This window comes from Trichlorobacter sp. (assembly GCF_034008105.1).
Taxonomy (GTDB): Bacteria; Desulfobacterota; Desulfuromonadia; order Geobacterales; family Pseudopelobacteraceae; genus Trichlorobacter.
This window is the reverse complement of the sequence record NZ_JAVEPN010000003.1, coordinates 124,251-143,508: the sequence shown is the minus strand read 5'-3', so window position 1 is coordinate 143,508 and position 19,258 is coordinate 124,251. Positions and strand designations below refer to the sequence as shown.

Here is a 19,258-nt window from a genome sequence, read left to right as displayed (position 1 = left end):
GCCAGACTAACGAGCAGCAGAAAGAGCGGTAGTATATACAACCTTATCGCCTTCATAATTTCCTCCGATAGTCCTTAAGAAAACTTGTGCATCAGCATCCTGCTTGAATTTGATGGTACAAGAGAGCTGATCATTGGCCAGCGCCACCCGCTCTATGAAGCCTTTGCCCTCCACCTTCTTACCCAGGTCGGCTACCGTATTGATAAACGAAGGTAGCCCCCTCGGAATCACCGGTTGTAGCTGTGAGGCAATCTGCTGTTGCTGTTGGCGAGCCGCATCATATTCCTTTGCAGAAACAGCCAAAAAAAGTGCCGCTAAGCAAAATACCGTCACCAGCGCTGCGTTCAGGTACCAATTTTTTCTGGCAAGCGACCAAGTGAGCTTAACGGTGGCCGGAGTGCTGGTAACTGGTGTTTGGCTGATAGAGAGGTGGTTGGGACGTTCATCGTAGGCCACTTCCGCCGCACAAAACCCATCTTTGTTTGTGATGTAATAAACGTAATCGGCGTCCGGTTTTTTATAGACAAAATTGCCCTGCAGTAGCAGTGCAGGATAGAAAAGCGGCAACCTTCCAGCCACATGCTGCTTGTTCTTAAGGGCGATGAACGCTAAAATTCCGTTTTCATAGTGATAACTGTAGTAGAAATCGTCACCCAGGAGCGGTGCAGCCTTACCGTTGATATAGGCAAGGATTTCCTTCTGCTCTATCCTCACACTATCCATGATGAATTCATCACTGAAAACCAGTTGTGAGATGTTCGCTGAAGCCGTCGACGGTTCAGAGGGATGCGGATCTCGTTTTTTTCTGACCACCGGTCTCCGGGCCGGCTCTAGGCCGGGCTGTGTATCAAATGCTGCATCGTTAGCCATGCAGTCCTCCAAGTAGTTTGCTGTAGGGGATCATGATGCCCATGATCATCAAGAGAAAGATGCCGCCGGCAAAAATCAAGGCAAAGGCATAGACCCTGGGGCCAAGCGCTTTAACCTTCTCCATGTACCCGCGATAGAAACGATCGGCTACCAATGACAGGTTTTCAGTGACCCGGTTCGAGTTCTGGGCCACATCAAGCATGGTTTTTTCAATCGGGTTCAGGCAGCTAAAGCCATAGGAAAAGCTTTCACCTTCTTTTATCTTTCTAAGGGCATTGTCAAACTCAGTGCGAATAGCAATTACGCGCGAGGTGTCCTGAACGATCTCCAGGGCAGGTGTCAGCTGAATACCGGTTTCCATCAGCTTGGCCATGGAAAAAAAGGCCACGTAAAAGCCCTGATAAAAGAACAGTTCCTTGATCAGAGGAACTGTTAAAAGCAACTTTTCCATATCTTGTTGTCTGCTTTTATAGAGCACTGCGATAACTGCCGCAGCAGTGAACAGAACGGCAAAAACCACCGGCACGATGTGCGACAATGCAGATAGTGCCTGGATAAAGATGTTGGTCTGGCCTTTGAGAGCCGTTTTGAACAGTTGGGAAGCGAGTATTTTGGGGATGACCACCTGTGTATTGATAACCAGCGCGATAACCGAAACCACAAATATCACCAGCGGATACGAGAGGGTCTTTTTCATCTCGTTGTGACTCTCGTCTATATTGGTGATGTATTGTGCCGCTCCCAGCAGACTTTCAGCCAGTCGCCCTGATTTTTCACCGGCCTGGATCATGGAGATGGTGGTGCTTCCGAAGACACTGTGATAGGCGGTCATGGCCGATGAAAGTTCACGTCCTTGCTGTACCGCTGTCTTGATGGCATTCATAATCGTGATCAGAGAAGAGCTGCGGGGCAACGACTGTATTGTTGTTTCCAGTGTTTTCGTAAGCGGCACACCGGCCTGCAACAGATCGCCCACAGCAACCAGCACCGCTGCCAGCTCTTTACGTTTTGCCTTGGGTTGAAACAGAGTCAGCGGTTTTTTGATGGAGAGTACCACCTTGCCCTCATTGATCAGCCTTTGCCTGATCTCTGCGGACGAACCGATGAATTCCGCTTCTCTACGGATACCGTTTTCAAAATAAACAACCTGGTGCATAGCTAGTCAATGATCTCCAGCGCATTGTTACAGCTGGTTTGTTGGCGGCAGCGGTTACACCAGGTGCCTCCCAGCCTGATTCCGAGGACCCGGTGTATCTCGGCGCAGTCGGTAACACGTGTTGCAAGTTTGTGCCGGGCATCATCGATAAAATGAAGATACTCAAGCGGATTGCCGGTTGTGTGGTCAATCAGGCGATAGATGTCTCCCGGCTCATTCAGGCGAGCAAACTCAGTTAGCAGTGTTCTGCCACGATAGCCAGTGCCGCGGCATTCGTCACAACCGTCACCATCGCAGATGGCGCAAAGTTTGCGGGCCAGTTTCTGTACCAGCACTCCCCGCAGGGCGTACGACAACTTGGGAATCTCGGCCCCCAGATCTTTCAGGCGCAGAATGGTGGAGGGGATGTCGTTCGTGTGCAGGGTGGCATACACTAAATGCCCCGTATCAGCCAGCCAAAGGGCATTTTCTGCTGTCTCGGCGTCTCTGATTTCACCTACGATCACCACGTCGGGATCGTGACGTAAAACGGTCCGGCCAAACGCGGCAAAATCGAGATTAATTCGACGGTTGACCTGTACTTGTGTCACAAACGGTACTCGGTACTCAACCGGATCTTCGACAAAGTAAACCGCCTTTTCCAGCAGATTCAGGTGCCGCACGGTGGAGTAGAGCGTGGTGGTCTTGCCGGAACCGGTGGCGCCGCAGACTAATACCAGACCTGTAGTCAGCTGTGCCAGATCAAGCCAGTCGCCAATGCTCGTTATGCCTATCTCCTGAACACCTATCATCATCTTTTCCTTGTCCAGGATTCGGATGGTGGCTTTCTCGCCGTAGGTTGACGGGATGGTTGATACTCGAAAGTCGACGTTGCGGCCTCGATAGTTAAAGGAAAAGGAGCCGTCCTGGGGAACCATTTTGTCGGAGACATTCATGCCGGACATATCCTTGATCCGTGAGAATATCTTGTTAACGAGACTTTCAGGCAGCACTTTGACGGTGTGCAGGATGCCGTCTATCCGGTAACGGATGTGTAGAGTCTTCTCCGAAGCTTCCAGATGTATGTCCGATGCTCCCTCCTCCAATGCATCATGGATAATGTCGGCCAGCTGTTTGTTGATGTCAGTACTGTCCTGACCGCGTTGGACCGACTTCATGGAATGCTCAAGGGCAACCAGGTGTTCGGCGATGATCGTGTGGCGGATCGGCACCAACTTGAGACGCATTGAGAAATCAAGTTGCCTGTTGATCGCCTCCAGTACTTCATGGGGGTGGGGGTGCAGGGTGGCCAGATAAAGTGTATTACCGGTATCTCCCAGAATCATGCAGCGGTACTGCAGTAAAAATTCTGGCGGTAGCTCTACCTGTACAGAGGTCTCGCCGATCAGTGACTCCGGATTCAGGTAAGCAAGTGCTTCGACCAGATGGCTACGCTCAAAAAAACCGAACCTGATCAGGACTTCACCCAGTTTTTCTCCGGTTATTGCCTGTTCCTGCAAGGCAACATCCAGTTTTTGCTGGGTGATCAAACCTTGCTTACGCAGGTAATCACCGATACGAGTATGGGTATCAGACTGAGAAATGTGCATGAGCTAGCTGGTGCGGAGAATCCAGTAGGTGAACGAAACTGTGCCGTTTGCAGGTAGTGCGGTCGTGGTTGAAGGACAGCCGCTGTTCACAATGACCTTCATGGCAGGAACCTTTTTCTGCAGCTCTACTGCAGTGGCGGCGATGGTGTCAGAGTAGCCGGCCTGAGCGCAGATGTAGTTGCCGTTGCTGTTTGATCCAAGCAAGTATCCGTCGGTGCCGCTGGTCGGGTTGGTGAACCCCTTGTCGATATCTGCCTTAGGCGGGAAGAGGTAGACCGGGACAAAAGTCGCGTCACCAAGGCTGACGGGAATAGCCCCTTGTTTTTCTTGGCGATAGTTGTTGAATGCCATTTCGATGCTTGAAAAATCATTCATAAGTTTCATGGCATTGTTCTCGGCTTGCCGGTTGGCGGAGCCGTTACCCAGTATGCCCACCATGGTGGCGATGATTGCACTGAGCATAGTCAGTACTACCAGCACCTCAAGCATGGTAAAACCGTTCCTGTTATGCATGTCGCTACCCCTGTGGATGATTGTCCCTGCCTGCCGACATAATGCCGACAGGCAGGGTGACATTGCACTGCTACTGTACAAAGACTGGAACAATCGCCGTATTGGTGCCACCAGTCCCGTAGCACTGAATATTTTTTGTTCCGCTCACAGCGGTTGGAATTGCAGCATTGGCATCGGCTCCGTAGGCTGCCTTGTTAATCGCTTTGCAGATATCGTCGTTAATGCCGCCTAGGGTGACTACCGTATCAGCACCTGTTGAACCAAAGACGGTCACGCCGGTTGTGGTCCAGGTATAGGTGTTGGTATTTGCAATCGGAGCAGGTGCAATGGGCACAACCTTCAGATAGCCTTTTTCAACCAGAGCAGTGTCCGCGCCGGAAAGCGCTGTTGGTGTTGCTGCCTCTTTCACCTTGTATGACTGGGCTGCCCCTTCAATTGAGCGCAGGTCATCAATCACCCGTGTGGCAGTGCTGTCTATACTGGCAGTGGCAAAGGGGTTGCCGAAGATCCCTACCATCATGGCTACGGCAAGGCCGATCAAAACCAACACAATTAGCATCTCTACCAGCGTAAAGCCCTTCTGGTTCTGCATTTTCGCCTTCCTGCCCATCTTGATGTTTGCGCGCATACCGGTACTATCTCCTTTTTTGTGTGTGCAAGGTCTGTTTGTCAGGACCTTATAAAATATTGCGTGGGTAGCCGTTTGCCAAATGCAGCGAGCTGAGCGACCGAGCAACGCAGTATTGGCCTGTTTAAAAACGTTGCTATGGTAGGTGGTTAATATGCTAGTATATGGACAGTTAAACTGCATTTGTGGTTTTTATTTCACCGTATTGGTGAGTTGTATTCTCAAAATTGATAAGTCGTGCAGCTTTATCGGTTAAAAGAGAGACCGTGTCAAGCGTAAATTTAAAATTTTTTAATTTTTCTGCTTTCCAGGAAAAAATTGTTTAATAACGAATGTTTATGGCAATATTTGCATGCATAATTTTCAATATATAAATGTTTGCATGCGAAAGGTGTCTGTGAAGTCAGTGTGCTGCAGGGTGTGATGTAAATTGTTTTGAAATACTCAATTTGATGTACAATTCGGGGGTTGCGAATGGTTAACAGAAAAGAAAAAATCGTGCCGCTTTACAAGGATGAAAACGCCAGGCTGCAAGAGCCAGCTAATTTGTCGGCGCCTGACGATGGCGCAGGTGTTTGTACTCGAGAAGTTTTGAGTCGTATCAAGCAGGAGTTGGGATTGGATACTGATCTTGAGTTGGCAGAGGTTATGGGGGTTGGTGTGCGGCGTATACATAACTGGAAGCACCGCAATACGATACCAACAGAGGAAATAGTTGCCATTTGTGGCAAGGAGGGGTTGGATTTGCAGTATATATTGACTGGTCCCGGTCTGTTGCAGGGTGGAGCTTTGGACCTGTCACGGACAAAGCGTGCGCCAGCGTACTGTGGCTTAGATGCCAAAGGTGCGAGTCAGCCTCGCGATACCTATACTCCGTCCGCCTGCGGCCAACCCAGAATTCACCCGCCTTACAAGGCCTATACTCAACGTAATGAGCAAGGTGAGGTGCTGGCGTCATTCAGTTCACCACAGATCGTTGACGTGCTTGCCCCCGGGCTTAACTGGCTGAATCATTCATTGGGAATTGCGCCTGAGAATTTTCTGCTGATCAAGGTGCTTGGTGAAAACATGTCGCCATGGGTGCAGGATGGCGATCTAATCATCGTCGACACCAGTATCAAGACCACCGCAACTGGCGGGTGCCTGGTGTTGAGGTACCCTGATGGGGTGTTAATGGTTCGAAGGGTGTTTCGGAGTCCGGAGGGGCAACTGATGGTGCGGGACGACAATGAGTGTGCGCCGCCTGATTCTATCGATCCCAACGACAACACAACGTACCCGATCATTGTGGGCAGAGTGGTGCGGAGATTGGTCCGTTAGGTTCACAGTCTGACTAGTCAATTTCAGCTGTGGTATACCGTTCCAGTACCTTTTCGATGATGGTGGTGGTGGATTTGCCGTCCACGAAGGGGATCAACTCTACCCGGCCACCGTAGGACTCGACAATATCCTTGCCCACTACGCCCTCCGGTGTGTAATCGCCGCCTTTTACCAGAATCTTGGGCCGCAGTGCCGAGATCAGTTCCAGCGGCGTCTCCTCATCGAACAGGCAGACATAGTCGATGCAGTCCAGGGCAGCTAGGATGTGAGCCCGTTCTTCTTCACCGATCAGGGGCCGCTTGGGTCCTTTCAGGCGTCTGACCGAGCTGTCGCTGTTGAGGCCCAGCACCAGCAGATCGCCTAGCCTGCGGGCTGCCTGCAGGTATTTGACATGACCGGCGTGCAGCAGATCGAAACAGCCGTTGGTAAAGACCACCTGGCGGCCTTTGGCCCGTTCCTGTTCGATGATGGCAGTCAGGGCGTCGCGGTTTTTGATCTTGCTGTCGCTGTCGCGGTGAGTGGCAGCCAGTGTGTCGATGATCTCGGCCGGGGTGACCACCGAGGTACCCAGCTTGCCCACGGCAATGCCGGCGGCAAGGTTGGCCAGCCGGGCCGCTTCTGCCAGACTCAGGCCCCCGGCCACGCCAAAGGCCAGCAGGGCCAGCACCGTGTCGCCGGCGCCGGTGACATCAAACACCTCCCGGGCCACGGTTGGGATATGTACCGTCTCGCCGTTGCCCGAGAACAGTGTCATCCCTTCCTCGCTGCGGGTGACCAGCAGGTTTTCCAGTTCCACCATCGACATCAGGATGCTGGCTGCCTCCTGCAGGGTTGCCTGGCAGCGGATCGGTATGCCCGATGCGGCCTCGGTCTCCTTGCGGTTGGGGGTCAGGCAGGTGGCGCCACGATACTTGCGGTAATCGTTCCCCTTGGGATCCACCAGCACCGGAATCCGGCGTTGCTGGGCAGTGTTCATTACGGTGCGCAGCACCTGGTGGGTCAGCACCCCCTTCAGGTAGTCGGAGACCAACACGACGTCAAAGCCGGCCAGCTGGTGGTGCAGCCAGTCACAGAGCTGTTTGTCGATGGCGGGGGAGAGTGGTTCGCGGGATTCGCGGTCGATGCGGACGATCTGCTGGTTGGCTGCCAGTACCCGCGTCTTGCGGCCGGTGCGGCGTCCCGGTTCCTGCAGGATGCCGTCGGTCATGATGCCCAGTTGGTTCAGATTTTTGACCAGAGTCCAGCCGTTTTCGTCCTGGCCGATCACCGAGGCCACGCTGACCTGGCAACCCAGGGCCAGCAGGTTGTTGGCCACGTTGCCGGCCCCGCCCAGCCGCAGGTCCTCGCGCAGCACATCCACCACCTGCACCGGCGCTTCGGGAGAGATGCGCTCGGTCTTGCCCCACAGGTACTCATCCAGCATCAGATCGCCCACCACCAGACAACGCAGGCTGCTGGCCCGTGAAAACAGCGATTCGACGGTCTTGCGGTCCATCGCTTACCTCCCGAGACTGGCTGGGCCGAACATGCCCTGCTCAATCAGGTCGCACAGGATATGGATGATGGTGATGTGCCCCTCCTGCACCCGGGGGGTGTCGTGGGAGGGGATGATCAGCGGGATGTCGCACAGCTCTTTTATCGTGCCGCCGTCCTTGCCCAGCAGGCCGATGGTGCTGCAGCCGGCCTGACGGGCCACTTCGAGGGCCCGGTAGACGTTGGGAGAATTGCCGCTGGTGGAAAGGCCGATCACCGCATCACCCGGCGCTGCCAGTGCCTCTACCTGGCGGCTGAAGACCCGCTCGAAGCCATAGTCGTTGCCGATGGCGGTCAGGATCGAGGTGTCGGTGGAGAGGGCGATGGCCGGCAAGGCGGGCCGCTCGATCCTGAACCGGCTGACGATCTCGCCGGCAAAGTGCTGGGCGTCGGCCGCCGAGCCGCCGTTGCCCATGATCAGCAGCTTGTTGCCGATCTGGAAGGTCTCGATCAGACGCTGCGCCAGGTTGGCAATGCTGGTGGACAGTTCATTTTCGATCTGCACCATCAGTTTGCGGTGTTCCTGTAACTGGTTGACTATCAGTTCATGCATCGGCATCTCCCTTGAGCAGATCTTCAATGACGCTGAATTGCCGGGTCCCATCGTACCCGGGAACCGGGATGCCGTCCACACCTTTCACAATCGACAGCTCGGGTGCCTCGGCGCTGAGTTTCTGGAGCCATTTGCGCAGGTCACGCCCGGCGCCGAAGCGTGCCAGGCTGATCAGCTCAATGCCGGTGTGCAGGCAACGGTAACCCTGTTCGGAGGCCTGTTGGTACTGGCGGTGGTGCAACATCAGGGTGAAGCGATGGCCACGGCGGGCGGCCGCCAGGATGACCGTTAAGGCGCTTTTCAGGTGATCAGGCTCGGTTTGCTGGGGGAAGTAGACGGCGAACTGCTGCGAAGTTCCCCAGCGTTCAAGGACCGCCAGCTGCGAGAGTCGTTCCCGTTCGTTGCGGCGTTCTTCGGAGCCGAATACCAGCGGGGGGGCACTGTGCACCAGGGCTGTCGGCACCAGAAAGGTGCGGTAGTCGCAGGTGGCGGCCCGTTGCTGGTAGTCGCGCAGGCACCAGGCGCTGCCATCCAGCTCTTCGTCAAAGCAGCCGATGTTGTCACGCATGGCTCTGGAGAGCAGCATGCCGGCAAAGGATATCTGGCAGGTCTCCAGCTGGCTGCAGCAGGCCTTGGTCAGCCGTTTGGGGAGCGGTGTTTCGGTGGTGCAGAGCGGGCTGACGATGCCGGCCCGCTCATGGGCGGCGACGTTCAGCAGCTGCTGCAACCAGGCCCCGTCGACGGTGCCGTTGGAGCGGATCACCATGGCCCAGTCGGCGTCAGAACGGGCCAGGCCACGGTTTAAGGCCGGCACGAAGCCGATGTTGCGCTCCATGGTCATGTAGAGTACCCGGTTGCCCAACGGCTCGCAGAATTCTTCCAGCAACAGCTCGGTATCGCGGTCGCAGCCGTTGTTGATGATGATCAGTCGGGCGCTGTCGGCGGTGTTGAGGATCGAGACCAGGCAGGCCCGGGTCTCGAAAGGTTGGTTCCAGACCGGAATGATGATGTCAACAGTGGGAGTTGTCATGGCAGTTAGGCTGTCTCTGTATAACAGAAGGGGTGGGCAGTGCCCACCCCTCCCGAGGCTGATCGTTATTGCGTTGACTGGGCTGCGGAGAAGTGGGCGTCGTTAGTAGGAGACCGCCACGCGGCGCAGCAGGTTCAACTCGTCCAGGACCTTGCCGGAACCGAGCACGACGCAGTCCAGCGGATTTTCCGAGATCAGCACCGGCACCTTGGTGATCTCGCGCAGCAGCATGTCCAGGTTGCGCAGGTAGGCGCCGCCGCCTGCCAGGAAGATGCCTTTGTCGACGATGTCGGCCGCCAGTTCGGGCGGGGTCCGCTCCAGACACTGACGGACGGTATCGACGATGGCGTTGACCGACTCCTTGAGGGCATCGCGGATCTCGTCGGAGTTGATCTCAATAGTCTTGGGGATGCCGGAGACCAGGTCGCGGCCCTTGACCTCCATGGTCAGTACCTCGGGGCCGGGGTAGGCCTCGCCGATCTCGATCTTGATCGCCTCGGCCATCCGCTCACCGATCTGCAGGTTGTACTTGCGCTTGATGTACTGGACAATCGCCTCGTCCATCTTGTCGCCTCCCATCCGGGTGGATTGGGAGTAGACGATGCCGGCCAGGGAGATCACCGCCACCTCGGTGGTGCCGCCGCCGATATCGACGATCATGTTGCCGGAGGCCTCGGTGATCGGCAGACCGGCTCCGATGGCGGCTGCCATCGGCTCCTCGATCAGGTAGACCTCGCGGGCGCCGGCCGATTCGGCCGATTCCTTGACCGCCCGCTTCTCCACCTGGGTGATGCCGGAGGGGACACAGATCACGACCCTCGGACGTACCAGCGTCTTGCGGTTGTGCACCTTGTGGATGAAGTAGCGCAGCATCTCTTCGGTGATGTCAAAGTCGGCGATCACGCCGTCCTTCATCGGCCGGATGGCGGTGATGGAGCCGGGGGTACGGCCCAGCATCTGTTTGGCCTCCATCCCTACCTTGAGCACCTTCTGTTGGCCGGTGGGAAGTTTCTGTACCGCCACCACCGACGGTTCCCGCACCACGATCCCCTTGCCCTTCAGGTAGACCAGGGTGTTGGCGGTGCCCAGGTCGACGGCCAGGTCGTTGGAAAACATGCCGAATAATGAGTCGAAGATCTTGAACATCGGATCATTCCTTTCGCTGCAAAATGGACCAGATACGCTAGCAGAAGGACTGCTTGAATGCAAGGGGGAAAACGGCGCGTCGTCGGGGGTATTCTTGTCTCTTTCCTTGACTTTAGCGGTACGGGCCAGTATTTTGATATAATTTTTCAGACCGTTTGGAGTACGACCTATGGACTACAAAGAGACCCTCAATCTTCCCCAGACCGACTTCCCGATGAAGGGCAACCTGCCTCAGCGGGAGCCGGAGCTGCTCAAAAAGTGGGACCAGATTAACCTGTATGGCCAGCTTGAAGAGCGCGGCAAGGACCGTCCGAGCTACATCCTGCACGATGGCCCCCCCTACGCCAATGGCCATACCCATATCGGCCACGCCCTCAACAAGACCTTGAAAGATATCGTGCTGAAGGTGAAGCGGATGGAGGGATTTCATGCCCCTTACGTGCCGGGCTGGGACTGCCACGGCCTGCCGATCGAGCTGCAGGTGGAGAAGAACCTGGGGTCGAAAAAGCATCAGATGACCAAGGCCGAGATGCGCAAGGAATGCCGTGTCTATGCCCAGAAGTTCATCGACATCCAGCGCGAGGAGTTCAAGCGGCTGGGGGTGCTGGGTGACTGGGACAACCCGTACCTGACTATGAACTACGAGTACGAGGGGCTGACCGCGGCCGAGCTGGCCAAGTTTGCCAAAAACGGCGGCCTGTACCGCGGCAAGAAGCCGGTGCATTGGTGCTCTTCCTGTGTGACCGCCCTGGCCGAGGCCGAGGTGGAGTACGCCGACCATAGCTCCCACTCGGTGTTCGTCAAATTCGCGCTGACCGATGACGTCAGCGCTGCCATCCCTGCCCTGGGCGGCAAGCAGGCCTCGGTGGTGATCTGGACCACCACTCCCTGGACCCTGCCGGCCAACCTGGCCATCGCCATGCACCCCGAGTTCGATTATGTCGCCCTGGAAACGGAGCAGGGGGTTCTGATCGTGGCCGAAGGCTTGAAGGATCAGTTCCTGTCCGCCAATGGCCTCACTGGCAGCGTTATTGCGAGCTTCAAGGCCACCGCCCTCGAGCGTAAAAACTGCCGGCATCCTTTTTACGACCGTAGCTCGGTGATCCTGTTGGGCGAGCATGTCACCCTGGAGGCCGGTACCGGTTGTGTCCACACCGCCCCCGGTCACGGCCAGGAGGACTATGAACTGGCCCTCAAGGAAGGGCTGGAGATCTACAACCCGGTGGACAACTACGGCCGCTACCTGAAGACGCTGGAGTTCTTCGGCGGCATGAGCGTACAGGAAGGCAACACCGCCGTGATCGAGAAGTTGATCGAGGTCGGTGCCCTGATCGGCCAGAGCAAGATTTCCCACTCCTATCCCCACTGCTGGCGTTGCAAAAAGCCGATCATCTTCCGGGCCACCGAGCAGTGGTTCATCAGCATGCAGGCCAATGGTCTGCGTGCAAAATCTCTGGAAGCGATCGACAAGGTCCAGTGGATCCCCAAGTGGGGCCGCGAGCGGATTCACGGCATGATTGAGAACCGTCCCGACTGGTGCATCTCCCGGCAACGTTCCTGGGGGGTGCCGATCACCGCCTTTTCCTGCAGGGAGTGCGGCGAGTATCTGGTGGACGGTGCGGTGATGGATCATGTGGCCGAACTGTTCAAACAACACAGTTCCGACATCTGGTTTGAGTGGGAGGCGGAAAAACTGCTGCCGGCCGCTACCTGTTGTTCGAAGTGCGGCAAGGCCGACTTCGAGAAGGAGATGGATATCCTGGATGTCTGGTTCGATTCCGGCGTCTCGCACGCCGCCGTGCTGGAGTCCAACCCCAAGCTGTCCAGCCCGGCCGACCTGTACCTGGAGGGCAGCGATCAGCACCGCGGCTGGTTCCACTCGTCCCTTTTGGAGAGTGTCGGCACCCGCGGCCATGCACCGTACAAGAGTGTCCTGACCCACGGCTTTGTGCTGGATGGTCAGGGCCGCAAGATGAGCAAGTCGATGGGCAACGTGGTGGCGCCGGAGGATGTGATCAAGAAGCTGGGGGCCGACATCCTGCGGCTGTGGTGTGCCGCCCAGGACTACCGCGACGATTCGCGCATCTCACAGGAGATCCTCAATCGGGTGGCCGAGGCCTACCGCCGCATCCGCAACACCTGCCGCTACCTGCTGGCCAACCTGCACGATTTCAAGCCGGCCAGCCAGACCGTCGCCTTTGATCAGCTACCGGAGCTGGACCGCTGGGCACTGCATCAGCTGGAGCTGTTGAAGGAGCGGGTGCTCACCTCCTATCAGGAGTTGGAATTCCATAGCATCTACCAGGAGATCAACGCCTTCTGCGCGGTTGAGATGAGCGCCTTCTACCTGGATATCCTCAAAGATCGGCTCTACACCAGCAAGGCTGACTCCCACAACCGCTGGGCGGCCCAGACCGTGATGTACCGCATCCTGGACAGCCTGTTGCGGCTCTTGGCGCCGTTGCTCTCCTTCACGTCAGACGAGGCCTGGGCCTATCTGCCGGGCGAGCATGAGGCCAGCGTCCACCTGGCCGCCTTCCCGCAGCCCAGCCCCGAGGTAAAGGACGATGCCCTGGTGGAACGCTGGGAACGGATCATCAAGATCCGCGGCGAAGTGCTCAAGGCATTGGAACAGGCCCGGGTTGCCAAGACGATTGGGCTTTCGCTGGATGCCTCAGTGACCCTGGCCGCCAGCGGCGAGCTGCGTGCGTTTCTGGAGGGCTACGTCGCCGACCTGCCGACGATCCTGATCGTCTCCCAGGTGCATCTGGTTGATACAGTGGAGGGCGACTGCCTGACTGCCGAAACGGTGGAGGGGCTGAAGATTGCCGTGTCCGCCGCCAAAGGCGACAAGTGCGAGCGCTGCTGGCACTACAGTGAGCAACTGGGTACCGACAGCAACCACCCCACCATCTGCCCCACCTGCGCTGAGGCGGTGAACTAGGTATGGGACGTTGGTCCCTGTTCAGTCTGATCGTGGTGCTGGGACTGGTGGCAGATCAGGCCAGCAAGCTGTATATCCATGGCTCCATGAGCTTGCATCAGAGCATCCCGGTGCTGGATGGTCTGTTCAACATCACCTACCTGCGTAACAAGGGGGCGGCCTTCAGTTTCCTTGCCAACGCCTCCTGGCGGATTCCGTTCTTCATCACCGTCACTTTGGTGGCAGCGGTGGTGATTCTGGTGGTGCTGCGCAAGCTGCGAGTGGATCAACGCCTGGCCCAGGTGGCCCTAGCGATGATCTTTTCCGGCGCCATCGGCAATCTGATCGATCGGATACGGCTGGGCGAGGTGATCGATTTTCTGGATGTCTACTGGAAGAGCTATCATTGGCCTGCCTTCAACGTGGCCGATTCGCTGATCTGTGTCGGAGTGGCCCTGGTGGCCTTTGATATGCTGCAGGAAGAGCGGAGACAGCTGCGACAGGGACATTAGCAGATGGTGGCAATGGCACCCACGCTGTGCTATGGTTACAGCGTGGGTGCATTGAAAAAACCATGAAGGCGTGCAGGGGCTGAGTGCCCAGGGGGAGGGGTCATGCCGATTATTGTGGAGGTCATCCTGGCTTCAGGCGCCATGATACTGGGCGTGTTCGCCGTGTTCCTGCTGGTCTTCCTGGTTGCGCTGATGCTCTTGCCGGTGGAGAAATCGCTTTCCAAGGCGGTTTGGGAGATGACCGCACCTCCCCGCAAACGGCCAGCACAGCAGCAAGATACCAGCCCCGGCTTTAAGGGCTTCAGCCAGAAGCATCGCTGATCTGCTGGCAGCTGCACACTAGACAGATGGACGGGGGCACCGGTAACGGGCTCCCGTTTTTTATAGGTCGCCGGTGATCCGTTGCAGTTCGTACAGCTTGGGGTTCACCGTCTGGACGCAGCTGATCAGCTGCCGCAGGGTCGGCTCATCAATGCCGGTCTCCTCGTCAGTGTCCTGGAAAAAGGGAAATCCCTTAGGGAGCGGGGTCAGCTGGCCATCTTTGAGCAGTTGTACATCCACCAGATCGTTGACCCGTCCGCTGGCCTCCCAGGGGTCGCGGTAATTGAACTGGCGTGCCACGATATGCAGGGTTATGCCGTTGGGGAAGATTCCCTTGGCCTCAAAGGAAAACTCTCGCGGTGCGCTGTAATGCTCCGAACGGCCCGAACGGGCCATTACCTCAGCGCCGGCCGCTTCCAGCAGTTCCCGGACCGAATCGGCGGTCATCGGTTGTAGAGGTGTCTCCATGGTTTCCTCACAGACAAAAAGTTCTGGTGCAGCCTACCTGAAAGCGGTAGCTGACCGCAAGGGGCTAGCTGAGGCTTGGCCGGTGGGCCAGGATACCCCTGACGAGACGGCCTTGAAGGCACAGGTAGACCGTCAAGGAGTGTCGGCAGCGGTTGTTTCCGCCTTTCAGCGGCTGGTGTACGCCTTTGCCGCCGAACAGGGGCGTGATCTGCCCTGGCGTCGCGCCTCTGATCCCTGGCAGGTGCTGGTGTCCGAGGTGATGCTGCAGCAGACCCAGGTCGAGCGGGTGATCCCCAAATACACCGCATTTATGGAGCGCTTTCCCGGGCCGGTGGCTCTGGCGGCGGCGCCGATCCCCGAACTGCTGGCCGCCTGGCAGGGGTTGGGGTACAACCGCCGGGCACTGAACCTGCAGCGGGCGGCACAGCAGGTGGTTATGCAGTGGGACGGCAGACTGCCTGACGCCCCGGCACAGCTGCAGCAACTGCCCGGTATCGGTCCCTATACCGCCGGGGCGATTGCCGCCTTTGCCTTCAACCGGCCCACCGTGTTTCTTGAAACCAATATCCGCGCCGTGCTGCTACACCTGTTCTGTGGCGATCAACACGCAGTGCCGGACAAGGAGCTGCTGTCACTGGCGGAGCAGGTACTCGATCATAACAGTCCTCGCGACTGGTACAACGCCCTGATGGATTACGGCAGCGACTTGAAGCGGCGCTTTCCCAACCCCAGCCGTCGCAGTCGGCATCACAGCGTGCAGAGCCGTTTCGAGGGATCGGACCGTCAGGTGCGCGGTGCCCTGTTGCGGCTGTTGCTGGATAGCGACGGCCTGACCGTTGCCGCCATCAGGCAGGCGCTGGAGGTTGAGTCCGATCGTCTGCAGCGTATTATTGAGGGGCTGGTGCGGGAGGGGTTCCTGCAGCGGCAGGGCAGACGTTATCTTATACCGTCAGCCTGAGTTCCACCCCCCAGGGGGCCGGCCGCTCGCCTTCCTGCGTCAGCACCCACAGGGTGGGAAATTCCATCCGCTCCGGCACCGGGCCGATGCCGTCGGTCAGGTAGATCACCGCCGCCGGCAGGGGATGCAGGGTCTTGGCGTAGTCGAACACCGGCCGCAGGTCGGTGAAGCCGCCGCCGTCGTACCGTTGGGCCACGAAGGAGCTGGTGCTGAAGGCCTCCACTCGCTGGATGCGGCTATTGGCGTAGACCACCGTCAGCTGGCAGTCGCGACCCCGGGCAAGGCTCACCAGTTCAGCGGCAAAGGCCTCCCGCAGCGCCACGATATTGGTGGAGTCGCTGACGTCGACCCCCACCAGCAGGTTTAGTTTGCGGCGTTTGCGGATGCCGGGGGTGCTGTGCTCAAAGCGGCGGTGTTCACGCATCCAGGTGGTGCTGCGGCCGGTGCGGCCGGCAGTGGCGATGAACTGCCGCAGTACCTGCCGCCAGGGGATCGGCGCCGGTTGCAGCAGGTGGTCAACCACAGCGCGGATATCGGCCGGCGTCTGTCCGTCGCTGCCTTGCAGGGCATCACGCACCAGGCTTCGTACCATCTCTTCCGCCAGGGTCAGTGGCGTGCCGTCGGCCTCCTGCCAGGCCTCGTGGCTGTCGATGGTCTCGGCCTCCTTGAGCGCATCAGCCGGTCCTGTGCCGGCAGAACCACCCTGGCAGTCCTGCTGATTGCCTCCGGCACCGCTGCCATCTACATTACCGAAATCAAAGGTCGGCACGATCAGGTCGTAGTACTCCTCGGCAGCCAGCCCCGTTTCTAGCCGGTAGTTGGCGGGCTGCAGGGCGCCGGGCGGCAGGTTTGCAATGCCGGGGTTAATGGCCAGGTCGCAGGCCACGTCCCAGTCGTGGGGGTTGCGATGCCGCCGTCGTAAGGGATGCAGATGCAGCAGATGCTTGAGCAGATGCTCCAGCAGCGCCTCCTGCTGGAGCGGCTGCAGGGAACCGAAGGCAGGCCCGTCCACGCTGAGTACCGGGATGCCGTCGCGAATGGTGATGCCGGCGCTTTTGGTCTGATCGTGCAAGGCTTCCCGGCGCAGGTTGAGCAGCAGGTGACCGTAGAAGGGGCGACTCTTCAACAGGCGGATAATGGCGTTTTCCAGGCTGGTCATGCTGTCAGGGTAGCCCAAAGCCGGCCTGGATGTCAAAGCGGCAAAATCCAGTGGCACCCGGTAGCGGAGTATGCTATAAAATCTTCTCATCTTTCGTGAAACAAGCCGGTTTTCCGGCATCAGGAGGAATGCTCAGATGGCAGACGAGAACAAGCCGCAGGTACTGTTGGAGACCAGCAAGGGGACTATCACCCTTGAACTGAATAAGGAAAAGGCGCCGATCACCGTCAAGAATTTCCTGAGCTACGTTAAGGACGGCTATTACGATGGCCTGATCTTCCACCGGGTGATCAAGGATTTCATGATCCAGGGCGGTGGTCTTGATGCGGATATGCAGCCCAAAAAGACCAAGTTCGCCATCAAGAACGAGGCCCAGAATGGTCTGAAGAACCTGCGCGGCACCGTGGCCATGGCCCGCACCGCCCTGGTTGATTCGGCCACCTCGCAGTTCTTCATCAACACGGTCGACAACGCCTTCCTGGATAACCGGGGCAAGCGCCAGGAAGATTTCGGCTACTGCGTCTTCGGTCAGGTGATCGACGGCATGGAGGTGGTGGACGAGATCCGTCAGGTAAAGACCGGCACCAAGGCCGGCCATGGCGATGTGCCACTGGAGCCGATCACCATCATTTCGGCCACGGTTATTGAATAAACCGAATCAGGCAGCAGTAACAAACAAGGGCCGTGAGTCTCAAGACTCACGGCCCTTGTCGCGTTTTGGTCAAGGTTACTGCCTAAAAGCGGAACCAGACCCCGCCCAGGATCATGGTCTGGTCGTCGCTGACAAGGTGGCGGGCTTCGATATTCACCGAGAGAAACGGCAGCGGCAGTGAGATATCGACCCCTCCCTGGATGGTCATGGTGCGGGAGCGCTCGTCGCCCTGGTCGGCCGGGTTGGCTGAATCGGTATCGTTGTTGGCGTAGTAGATGCCGCCGATACCGGCGTAGGGCTTCACAAACGGCAGCGGCAGGTGGCCGTTCAGGTAGCCGCCCAGCGCCATAGTGTCCGATTCCTTGTAATACCAGTCCTTGTCATACTCGATCCGGGTGTAGCCCAGCGTGGCACCCAGGCTGACCAGCGGGATCGGGAAGTAGCGTGCCGCCACCTCGGCGGTGCCACCGTCTTCCTCAACGGTGCGTCCGAAACGGGCGCCGAGGTCAAAGCTGGCAGCCTCGGCCAGGGTCGTCAGAGACAGGGATAACAGTACGGCAGTCAGCATCAGTCGCATCTTCATGGTTTTCTCCTCCGGGTGGTCGTATTGGTTGCAGTAACCTTGCGGGCCGCATAGCGTCGCAGGGTGGTCGACAGTCCTGACGGCGTTCCATCGAAGCTGACCACCGGACAGCCCAACGCCTGGCTGACATCGGCCGGGGTCATATTGTCAAGGAAACAGCCTTCGCCTTCCTTCAGCATCACCCCCGGCAGCAGCACCAGCTCTCCCAGTTCCTGGCCTGTAAGGGCGGTGATGATATCCGAGCCGCTGATCAGGCCGGTTACGGTGACGCTCTCGCCGAACAGCAGGTTCGGAATGGCGTGGACAGCCAGCTCTGCTCCGGTCTTTTCCGCCAGTGCCGCAACGAAATCAGACACGAAGCCGGCCGCCGACCGTCCGGTGACCAGTGTTGCCTGTAGGGGGCGGGGCAGCGGCTTGGCCCGTTTGATCACCGCTGCTGCCTGGTGCTGGAACCAGGGCACCATGCCGACCCCGTTTTCCCACTGCGGCAGGTCGCCGTACTCCTTGAGGGGCGGGAAGGGGTGGCCGGCCTTGAGGAAGAGCTCGTCAGCCAGTTGCAGGAACGGTGTGCGTAACCGTTTGTTGAGGGCCCGCATCCGTGGCAGCCATGCGTTGAGAAATGCTGCCGCATAGCCACTGTCCACCGCGGTCAACTGGGGCAGGCGCTGGCGATGGCTGGTCAGTCCCACCGGCACCACGGCCAGGGATTGCACTGCCGGGTAGAGGGCTGCCAGGTCGCTGACGGTCCGTTCCAGTGTCTCGGCATCGTTGAGGCCGGGGCAGAGCACCACCTGGGTATGCATCTGGATGCGGCCCGCAGCCAGCCGGGTCAACTGCTCCAGGATCGGCGGGATGTTGCTTTTACCCAGCAGGCGTTCCCGCACTACCGGATCGGTGGCGTGTACTGAGATGTAGAGCGGTGACAGGCGTAACCTGATGATCCGGCGCAGCTCGGACTCTTTCAGGTTGGTCAGGGTGACGTAGGTTCCATGCAGGAAGGAGAGCCGGTAGTCTTCGTCTTTCACATACAGCGGACGTCGTAGCCCTTTGGGCAGCTGGTGTACGAAGCAGAAGACGCAGTTGTTGCCGCAGCGTTTCGGCTCCGGCGGGGCAAAGGACAGACCCAGTGGCTCACCCGGTTCAGGTTCAAGCCACACGAACCGTTGCTGGCCGTCCTGATCGGCAACGGTCAGTTCAGCTTCTTCGTGACTGACCAGCCAGGAGTAGTCGATCAGGTCGCGCAAGCGTTGACCATCAATGGCCAGCAGTCGCTCACCGGGCAGCAGTCCGGCCCGTTCCGCCGCCGAACCGGGCGCTATGCTTTTAATCACCAGGCCGCTCATC

The 19,258-nt window shown here is 58.1% G+C and carries 19 protein-coding genes; 6 read left to right on the top strand and 13 right to left on the bottom strand.

The genetic code is table 11. The features are described from left to right. Positions 1-6: 6 nt before the first annotated feature. From RBQ93_RS03165 to RBQ93_RS03145, 5 genes are all read right to left on the bottom strand, one after another. Complete coding sequence (locus tag RBQ93_RS03165; protein WP_320370562.1) at positions 7-870, bottom strand: hypothetical protein; 864 nt, start codon at positions 868-870, stop codon at positions 7-9. Further along, a complete protein-coding gene (locus RBQ93_RS03160) occupies positions 863-2,026 on the bottom strand; it encodes a type II secretion system F family protein (RefSeq protein ID WP_320370561.1) in 1,164 nt (387 codons plus the stop codon). The genes RBQ93_RS03165 and RBQ93_RS03160 overlap by 8 nt, the downstream gene beginning before the upstream one ends. Before the next feature lie 2 nt (positions 2,027-2,028). Continuing rightward, the gene (locus tag RBQ93_RS03155) at positions 2,029-3,615 is read right to left on the bottom strand and encodes a GspE/PulE family protein (RefSeq protein ID WP_320370560.1); all 1,587 of its coding nucleotides are present in this window, start codon (positions 3,613-3,615) and stop codon (positions 2,029-2,031) included. Between the two features lie 3 nt (positions 3,616-3,618). Next, positions 3,619-4,128, bottom strand: a complete 510-nt coding sequence (locus RBQ93_RS03150; protein ID WP_320370559.1) for a type II secretion system protein — start codon at positions 4,126-4,128, stop codon at positions 3,619-3,621. A gap of 70 nt (positions 4,129-4,198) precedes the next feature. Continuing rightward, on the bottom strand, positions 4,199-4,756 hold the full coding sequence (locus RBQ93_RS03145; protein WP_320370558.1) for a type II secretion system protein: 558 nt from the start codon (positions 4,754-4,756) through the stop codon (positions 4,199-4,201). Positions 4,757-5,230: 474 nt separating this feature from the next. On the opposite strand from RBQ93_RS03145, the gene RBQ93_RS03140 reads away from it, so the two are divergent. Next, positions 5,231-6,076 carry a helix-turn-helix domain-containing protein gene (locus RBQ93_RS03140; RefSeq protein ID WP_320370557.1) on the top strand — a complete coding sequence of 282 codons (846 nt, stop codon included), beginning with the start codon at positions 5,231-5,233 and terminating at the stop codon, positions 6,074-6,076. 13 nt (positions 6,077-6,089) lie between these two features. On the opposite strand, the gene hldE is transcribed toward RBQ93_RS03140, so the two are convergent. The 4 genes from hldE to RBQ93_RS03120 form a co-directional block, all read right to left on the bottom strand. Beyond that, on the bottom strand, positions 6,090-7,571 hold the full coding sequence (gene hldE / locus RBQ93_RS03135; protein WP_320370556.1) for a bifunctional D-glycero-beta-D-manno-heptose-7-phosphate kinase/D-glycero-beta-D-manno-heptose 1-phosphate adenylyltransferase HldE: 1,482 nt from the start codon (positions 7,569-7,571) through the stop codon (positions 6,090-6,092). Between the two features lie 3 nt (positions 7,572-7,574). Next, positions 7,575-8,162 carry a D-sedoheptulose 7-phosphate isomerase gene (gene gmhA / locus RBQ93_RS03130; protein WP_320370555.1) on the bottom strand — a complete coding sequence of 196 codons (588 nt, stop codon included), beginning with the start codon at positions 8,160-8,162 and terminating at the stop codon, positions 7,575-7,577. Next, positions 8,155-9,192: a glycosyltransferase family 2 protein gene (locus RBQ93_RS03125; RefSeq protein ID WP_320370554.1), complete on the bottom strand. Its 1,038-nt coding sequence runs from the start codon at positions 9,190-9,192 to the stop codon at positions 8,155-8,157. Before RBQ93_RS03125 ends, gmhA begins: the two co-directional genes overlap by 8 nt. Positions 9,193-9,294: 102 nt before the next feature. After that, positions 9,295-10,338, bottom strand: coding sequence for a rod shape-determining protein (locus tag RBQ93_RS03120; RefSeq protein WP_320370553.1), 1,044 nt, complete (start codon positions 10,336-10,338; stop codon positions 9,295-9,297). A gap of 169 nt (positions 10,339-10,507) precedes the next feature. Between RBQ93_RS03120 and ileS the strand changes: the two genes are divergently transcribed. From ileS to RBQ93_RS03105, 3 genes are all read left to right on the top strand, one after another. After that, positions 10,508-13,282, top strand: coding sequence for an isoleucine--tRNA ligase (gene ileS, locus RBQ93_RS03115; RefSeq protein WP_320370552.1), 2,775 nt, complete (start codon positions 10,508-10,510; stop codon positions 13,280-13,282). A gap of 2 nt (positions 13,283-13,284) precedes the next feature. After that, on the top strand, positions 13,285-13,773 hold the full coding sequence (gene lspA / locus RBQ93_RS03110; RefSeq protein ID WP_320370551.1) for a signal peptidase II: 489 nt from the start codon (positions 13,285-13,287) through the stop codon (positions 13,771-13,773). A gap of 102 nt (positions 13,774-13,875) precedes the next feature. Then, entirely contained in the window at positions 13,876-14,094 is a 219-nt protein-coding gene (locus tag RBQ93_RS03105; RefSeq protein ID WP_320370550.1) for a hypothetical protein, read from the top strand. A 60-nt stretch (positions 14,095-14,154) separates the two neighbouring features. On the opposite strand, the gene RBQ93_RS03100 is transcribed toward RBQ93_RS03105, so the two are convergent. Continuing rightward, the gene (locus tag RBQ93_RS03100; RefSeq protein WP_320370549.1) at positions 14,155-14,562 is read right to left on the bottom strand and encodes a hypothetical protein; all 408 of its coding nucleotides are present in this window, start codon (positions 14,560-14,562) and stop codon (positions 14,155-14,157) included. Here RBQ93_RS03100 and RBQ93_RS03095 point away from each other — a divergent pair. Next, the gene (locus RBQ93_RS03095; protein ID WP_320370548.1) at positions 14,561-15,520 is read left to right on the top strand and encodes an A/G-specific adenine glycosylase; all 960 of its coding nucleotides are present in this window, start codon (positions 14,561-14,563) and stop codon (positions 15,518-15,520) included. The two genes, RBQ93_RS03100 and RBQ93_RS03095, sit on opposite strands and share 2 nt — an antisense overlap. On the opposite strand, the gene RBQ93_RS03090 is transcribed toward RBQ93_RS03095, so the two are convergent. After that, entirely contained in the window at positions 15,504-16,679 is a 1,176-nt protein-coding gene (locus tag RBQ93_RS03090; RefSeq protein ID WP_320370592.1) for a DUF2201 family putative metallopeptidase, read from the bottom strand. The two genes, RBQ93_RS03095 and RBQ93_RS03090, sit on opposite strands and share 17 nt — an antisense overlap. A 136-nt stretch (positions 16,680-16,815) precedes the next feature. Here RBQ93_RS03090 and RBQ93_RS03085 point away from each other — a divergent pair, with 136 nt between their 5' ends. Next, positions 16,816-17,331 (top strand): peptidylprolyl isomerase, encoded by a 516-nt coding sequence (locus RBQ93_RS03085; RefSeq protein ID WP_320370547.1) that lies wholly within the window; start codon positions 16,816-16,818, stop codon positions 17,329-17,331. Between the two features lie 82 nt (positions 17,332-17,413). Here the strand turns inward: RBQ93_RS03085 and RBQ93_RS03080 are convergent, their stop codons facing one another. Further along, positions 17,414-17,914, bottom strand: a complete 501-nt coding sequence (locus tag RBQ93_RS03080; protein ID WP_320370546.1) for a hypothetical protein — start codon at positions 17,912-17,914, stop codon at positions 17,414-17,416. Further along, complete coding sequence (locus tag RBQ93_RS03075; protein ID WP_320370545.1) at positions 17,911-19,257, bottom strand: DUF512 domain-containing protein; 1,347 nt, start codon at positions 19,255-19,257, stop codon at positions 17,911-17,913. Before RBQ93_RS03075 ends, RBQ93_RS03080 begins: the two co-directional genes overlap by 4 nt. Between the last annotated feature and the right edge of the window lies 1 nt (position 19,258).

Coding starts and splice junctions, on each gene's coding strand:
- ileS (WP_320370552.1), top strand. CDS start 10,508: ATGGACTACAAAGAGACCCTCAATCTTCCCCAGACCGACTTCCCGATG.
- RBQ93_RS03125 (WP_320370554.1), bottom strand. CDS start 9,192: ATGACAACTCCCACTGTTGACATCATCATTCCGGTCTGGAACCAACCT.
- RBQ93_RS03085 (WP_320370547.1), top strand. CDS start 16,816: ATGGCAGACGAGAACAAGCCGCAGGTACTGTTGGAGACCAGCAAGGGG.
- RBQ93_RS03150 (WP_320370559.1), bottom strand. CDS start 4,128: ATGCATAACAGGAACGGTTTTACCATGCTTGAGGTGCTGGTAGTACTG.
- RBQ93_RS03165 (WP_320370562.1), bottom strand. CDS start 870: ATGGCTAACGATGCAGCATTTGATACACAGCCCGGCCTAGAGCCGGCC.
- RBQ93_RS03095 (WP_320370548.1), top strand. CDS start 14,561: ATGGTTTCCTCACAGACAAAAAGTTCTGGTGCAGCCTACCTGAAAGCG.
- RBQ93_RS03105 (WP_320370550.1), top strand. CDS start 13,876: ATGCCGATTATTGTGGAGGTCATCCTGGCTTCAGGCGCCATGATACTG.
- RBQ93_RS03075 (WP_320370545.1), bottom strand. CDS start 19,257: ATGAGCGGCCTGGTGATTAAAAGCATAGCGCCCGGTTCGGCGGCGGAA.
- RBQ93_RS03145 (WP_320370558.1), bottom strand. CDS start 4,756: ATGCGCGCAAACATCAAGATGGGCAGGAAGGCGAAAATGCAGAACCAG.
- RBQ93_RS03160 (WP_320370561.1), bottom strand. CDS start 2,026: ATGCACCAGGTTGTTTATTTTGAAAACGGTATCCGTAGAGAAGCGGAA.
- gmhA (WP_320370555.1), bottom strand. CDS start 8,162: ATGCATGAACTGATAGTCAACCAGTTACAGGAACACCGCAAACTGATG.
- RBQ93_RS03080 (WP_320370546.1), bottom strand. CDS start 17,914: ATGAAGATGCGACTGATGCTGACTGCCGTACTGTTATCCCTGTCTCTG.
- RBQ93_RS03100 (WP_320370549.1), bottom strand. CDS start 14,562: ATGGAGACACCTCTACAACCGATGACCGCCGATTCGGTCCGGGAACTG.
- RBQ93_RS03120 (WP_320370553.1), bottom strand. CDS start 10,338: ATGTTCAAGATCTTCGACTCATTATTCGGCATGTTTTCCAACGACCTG.
- RBQ93_RS03140 (WP_320370557.1), top strand. CDS start 5,231: ATGGTTAACAGAAAAGAAAAAATCGTGCCGCTTTACAAGGATGAAAAC.
- lspA (WP_320370551.1), top strand. CDS start 13,285: ATGGGACGTTGGTCCCTGTTCAGTCTGATCGTGGTGCTGGGACTGGTG.
- RBQ93_RS03090 (WP_320370592.1), bottom strand. CDS start 16,679: ATGACCAGCCTGGAAAACGCCATTATCCGCCTGTTGAAGAGTCGCCCC.
- hldE (WP_320370556.1), bottom strand. CDS start 7,571: ATGGACCGCAAGACCGTCGAATCGCTGTTTTCACGGGCCAGCAGCCTG.
- RBQ93_RS03155 (WP_320370560.1), bottom strand. CDS start 3,615: ATGCACATTTCTCAGTCTGATACCCATACTCGTATCGGTGATTACCTG.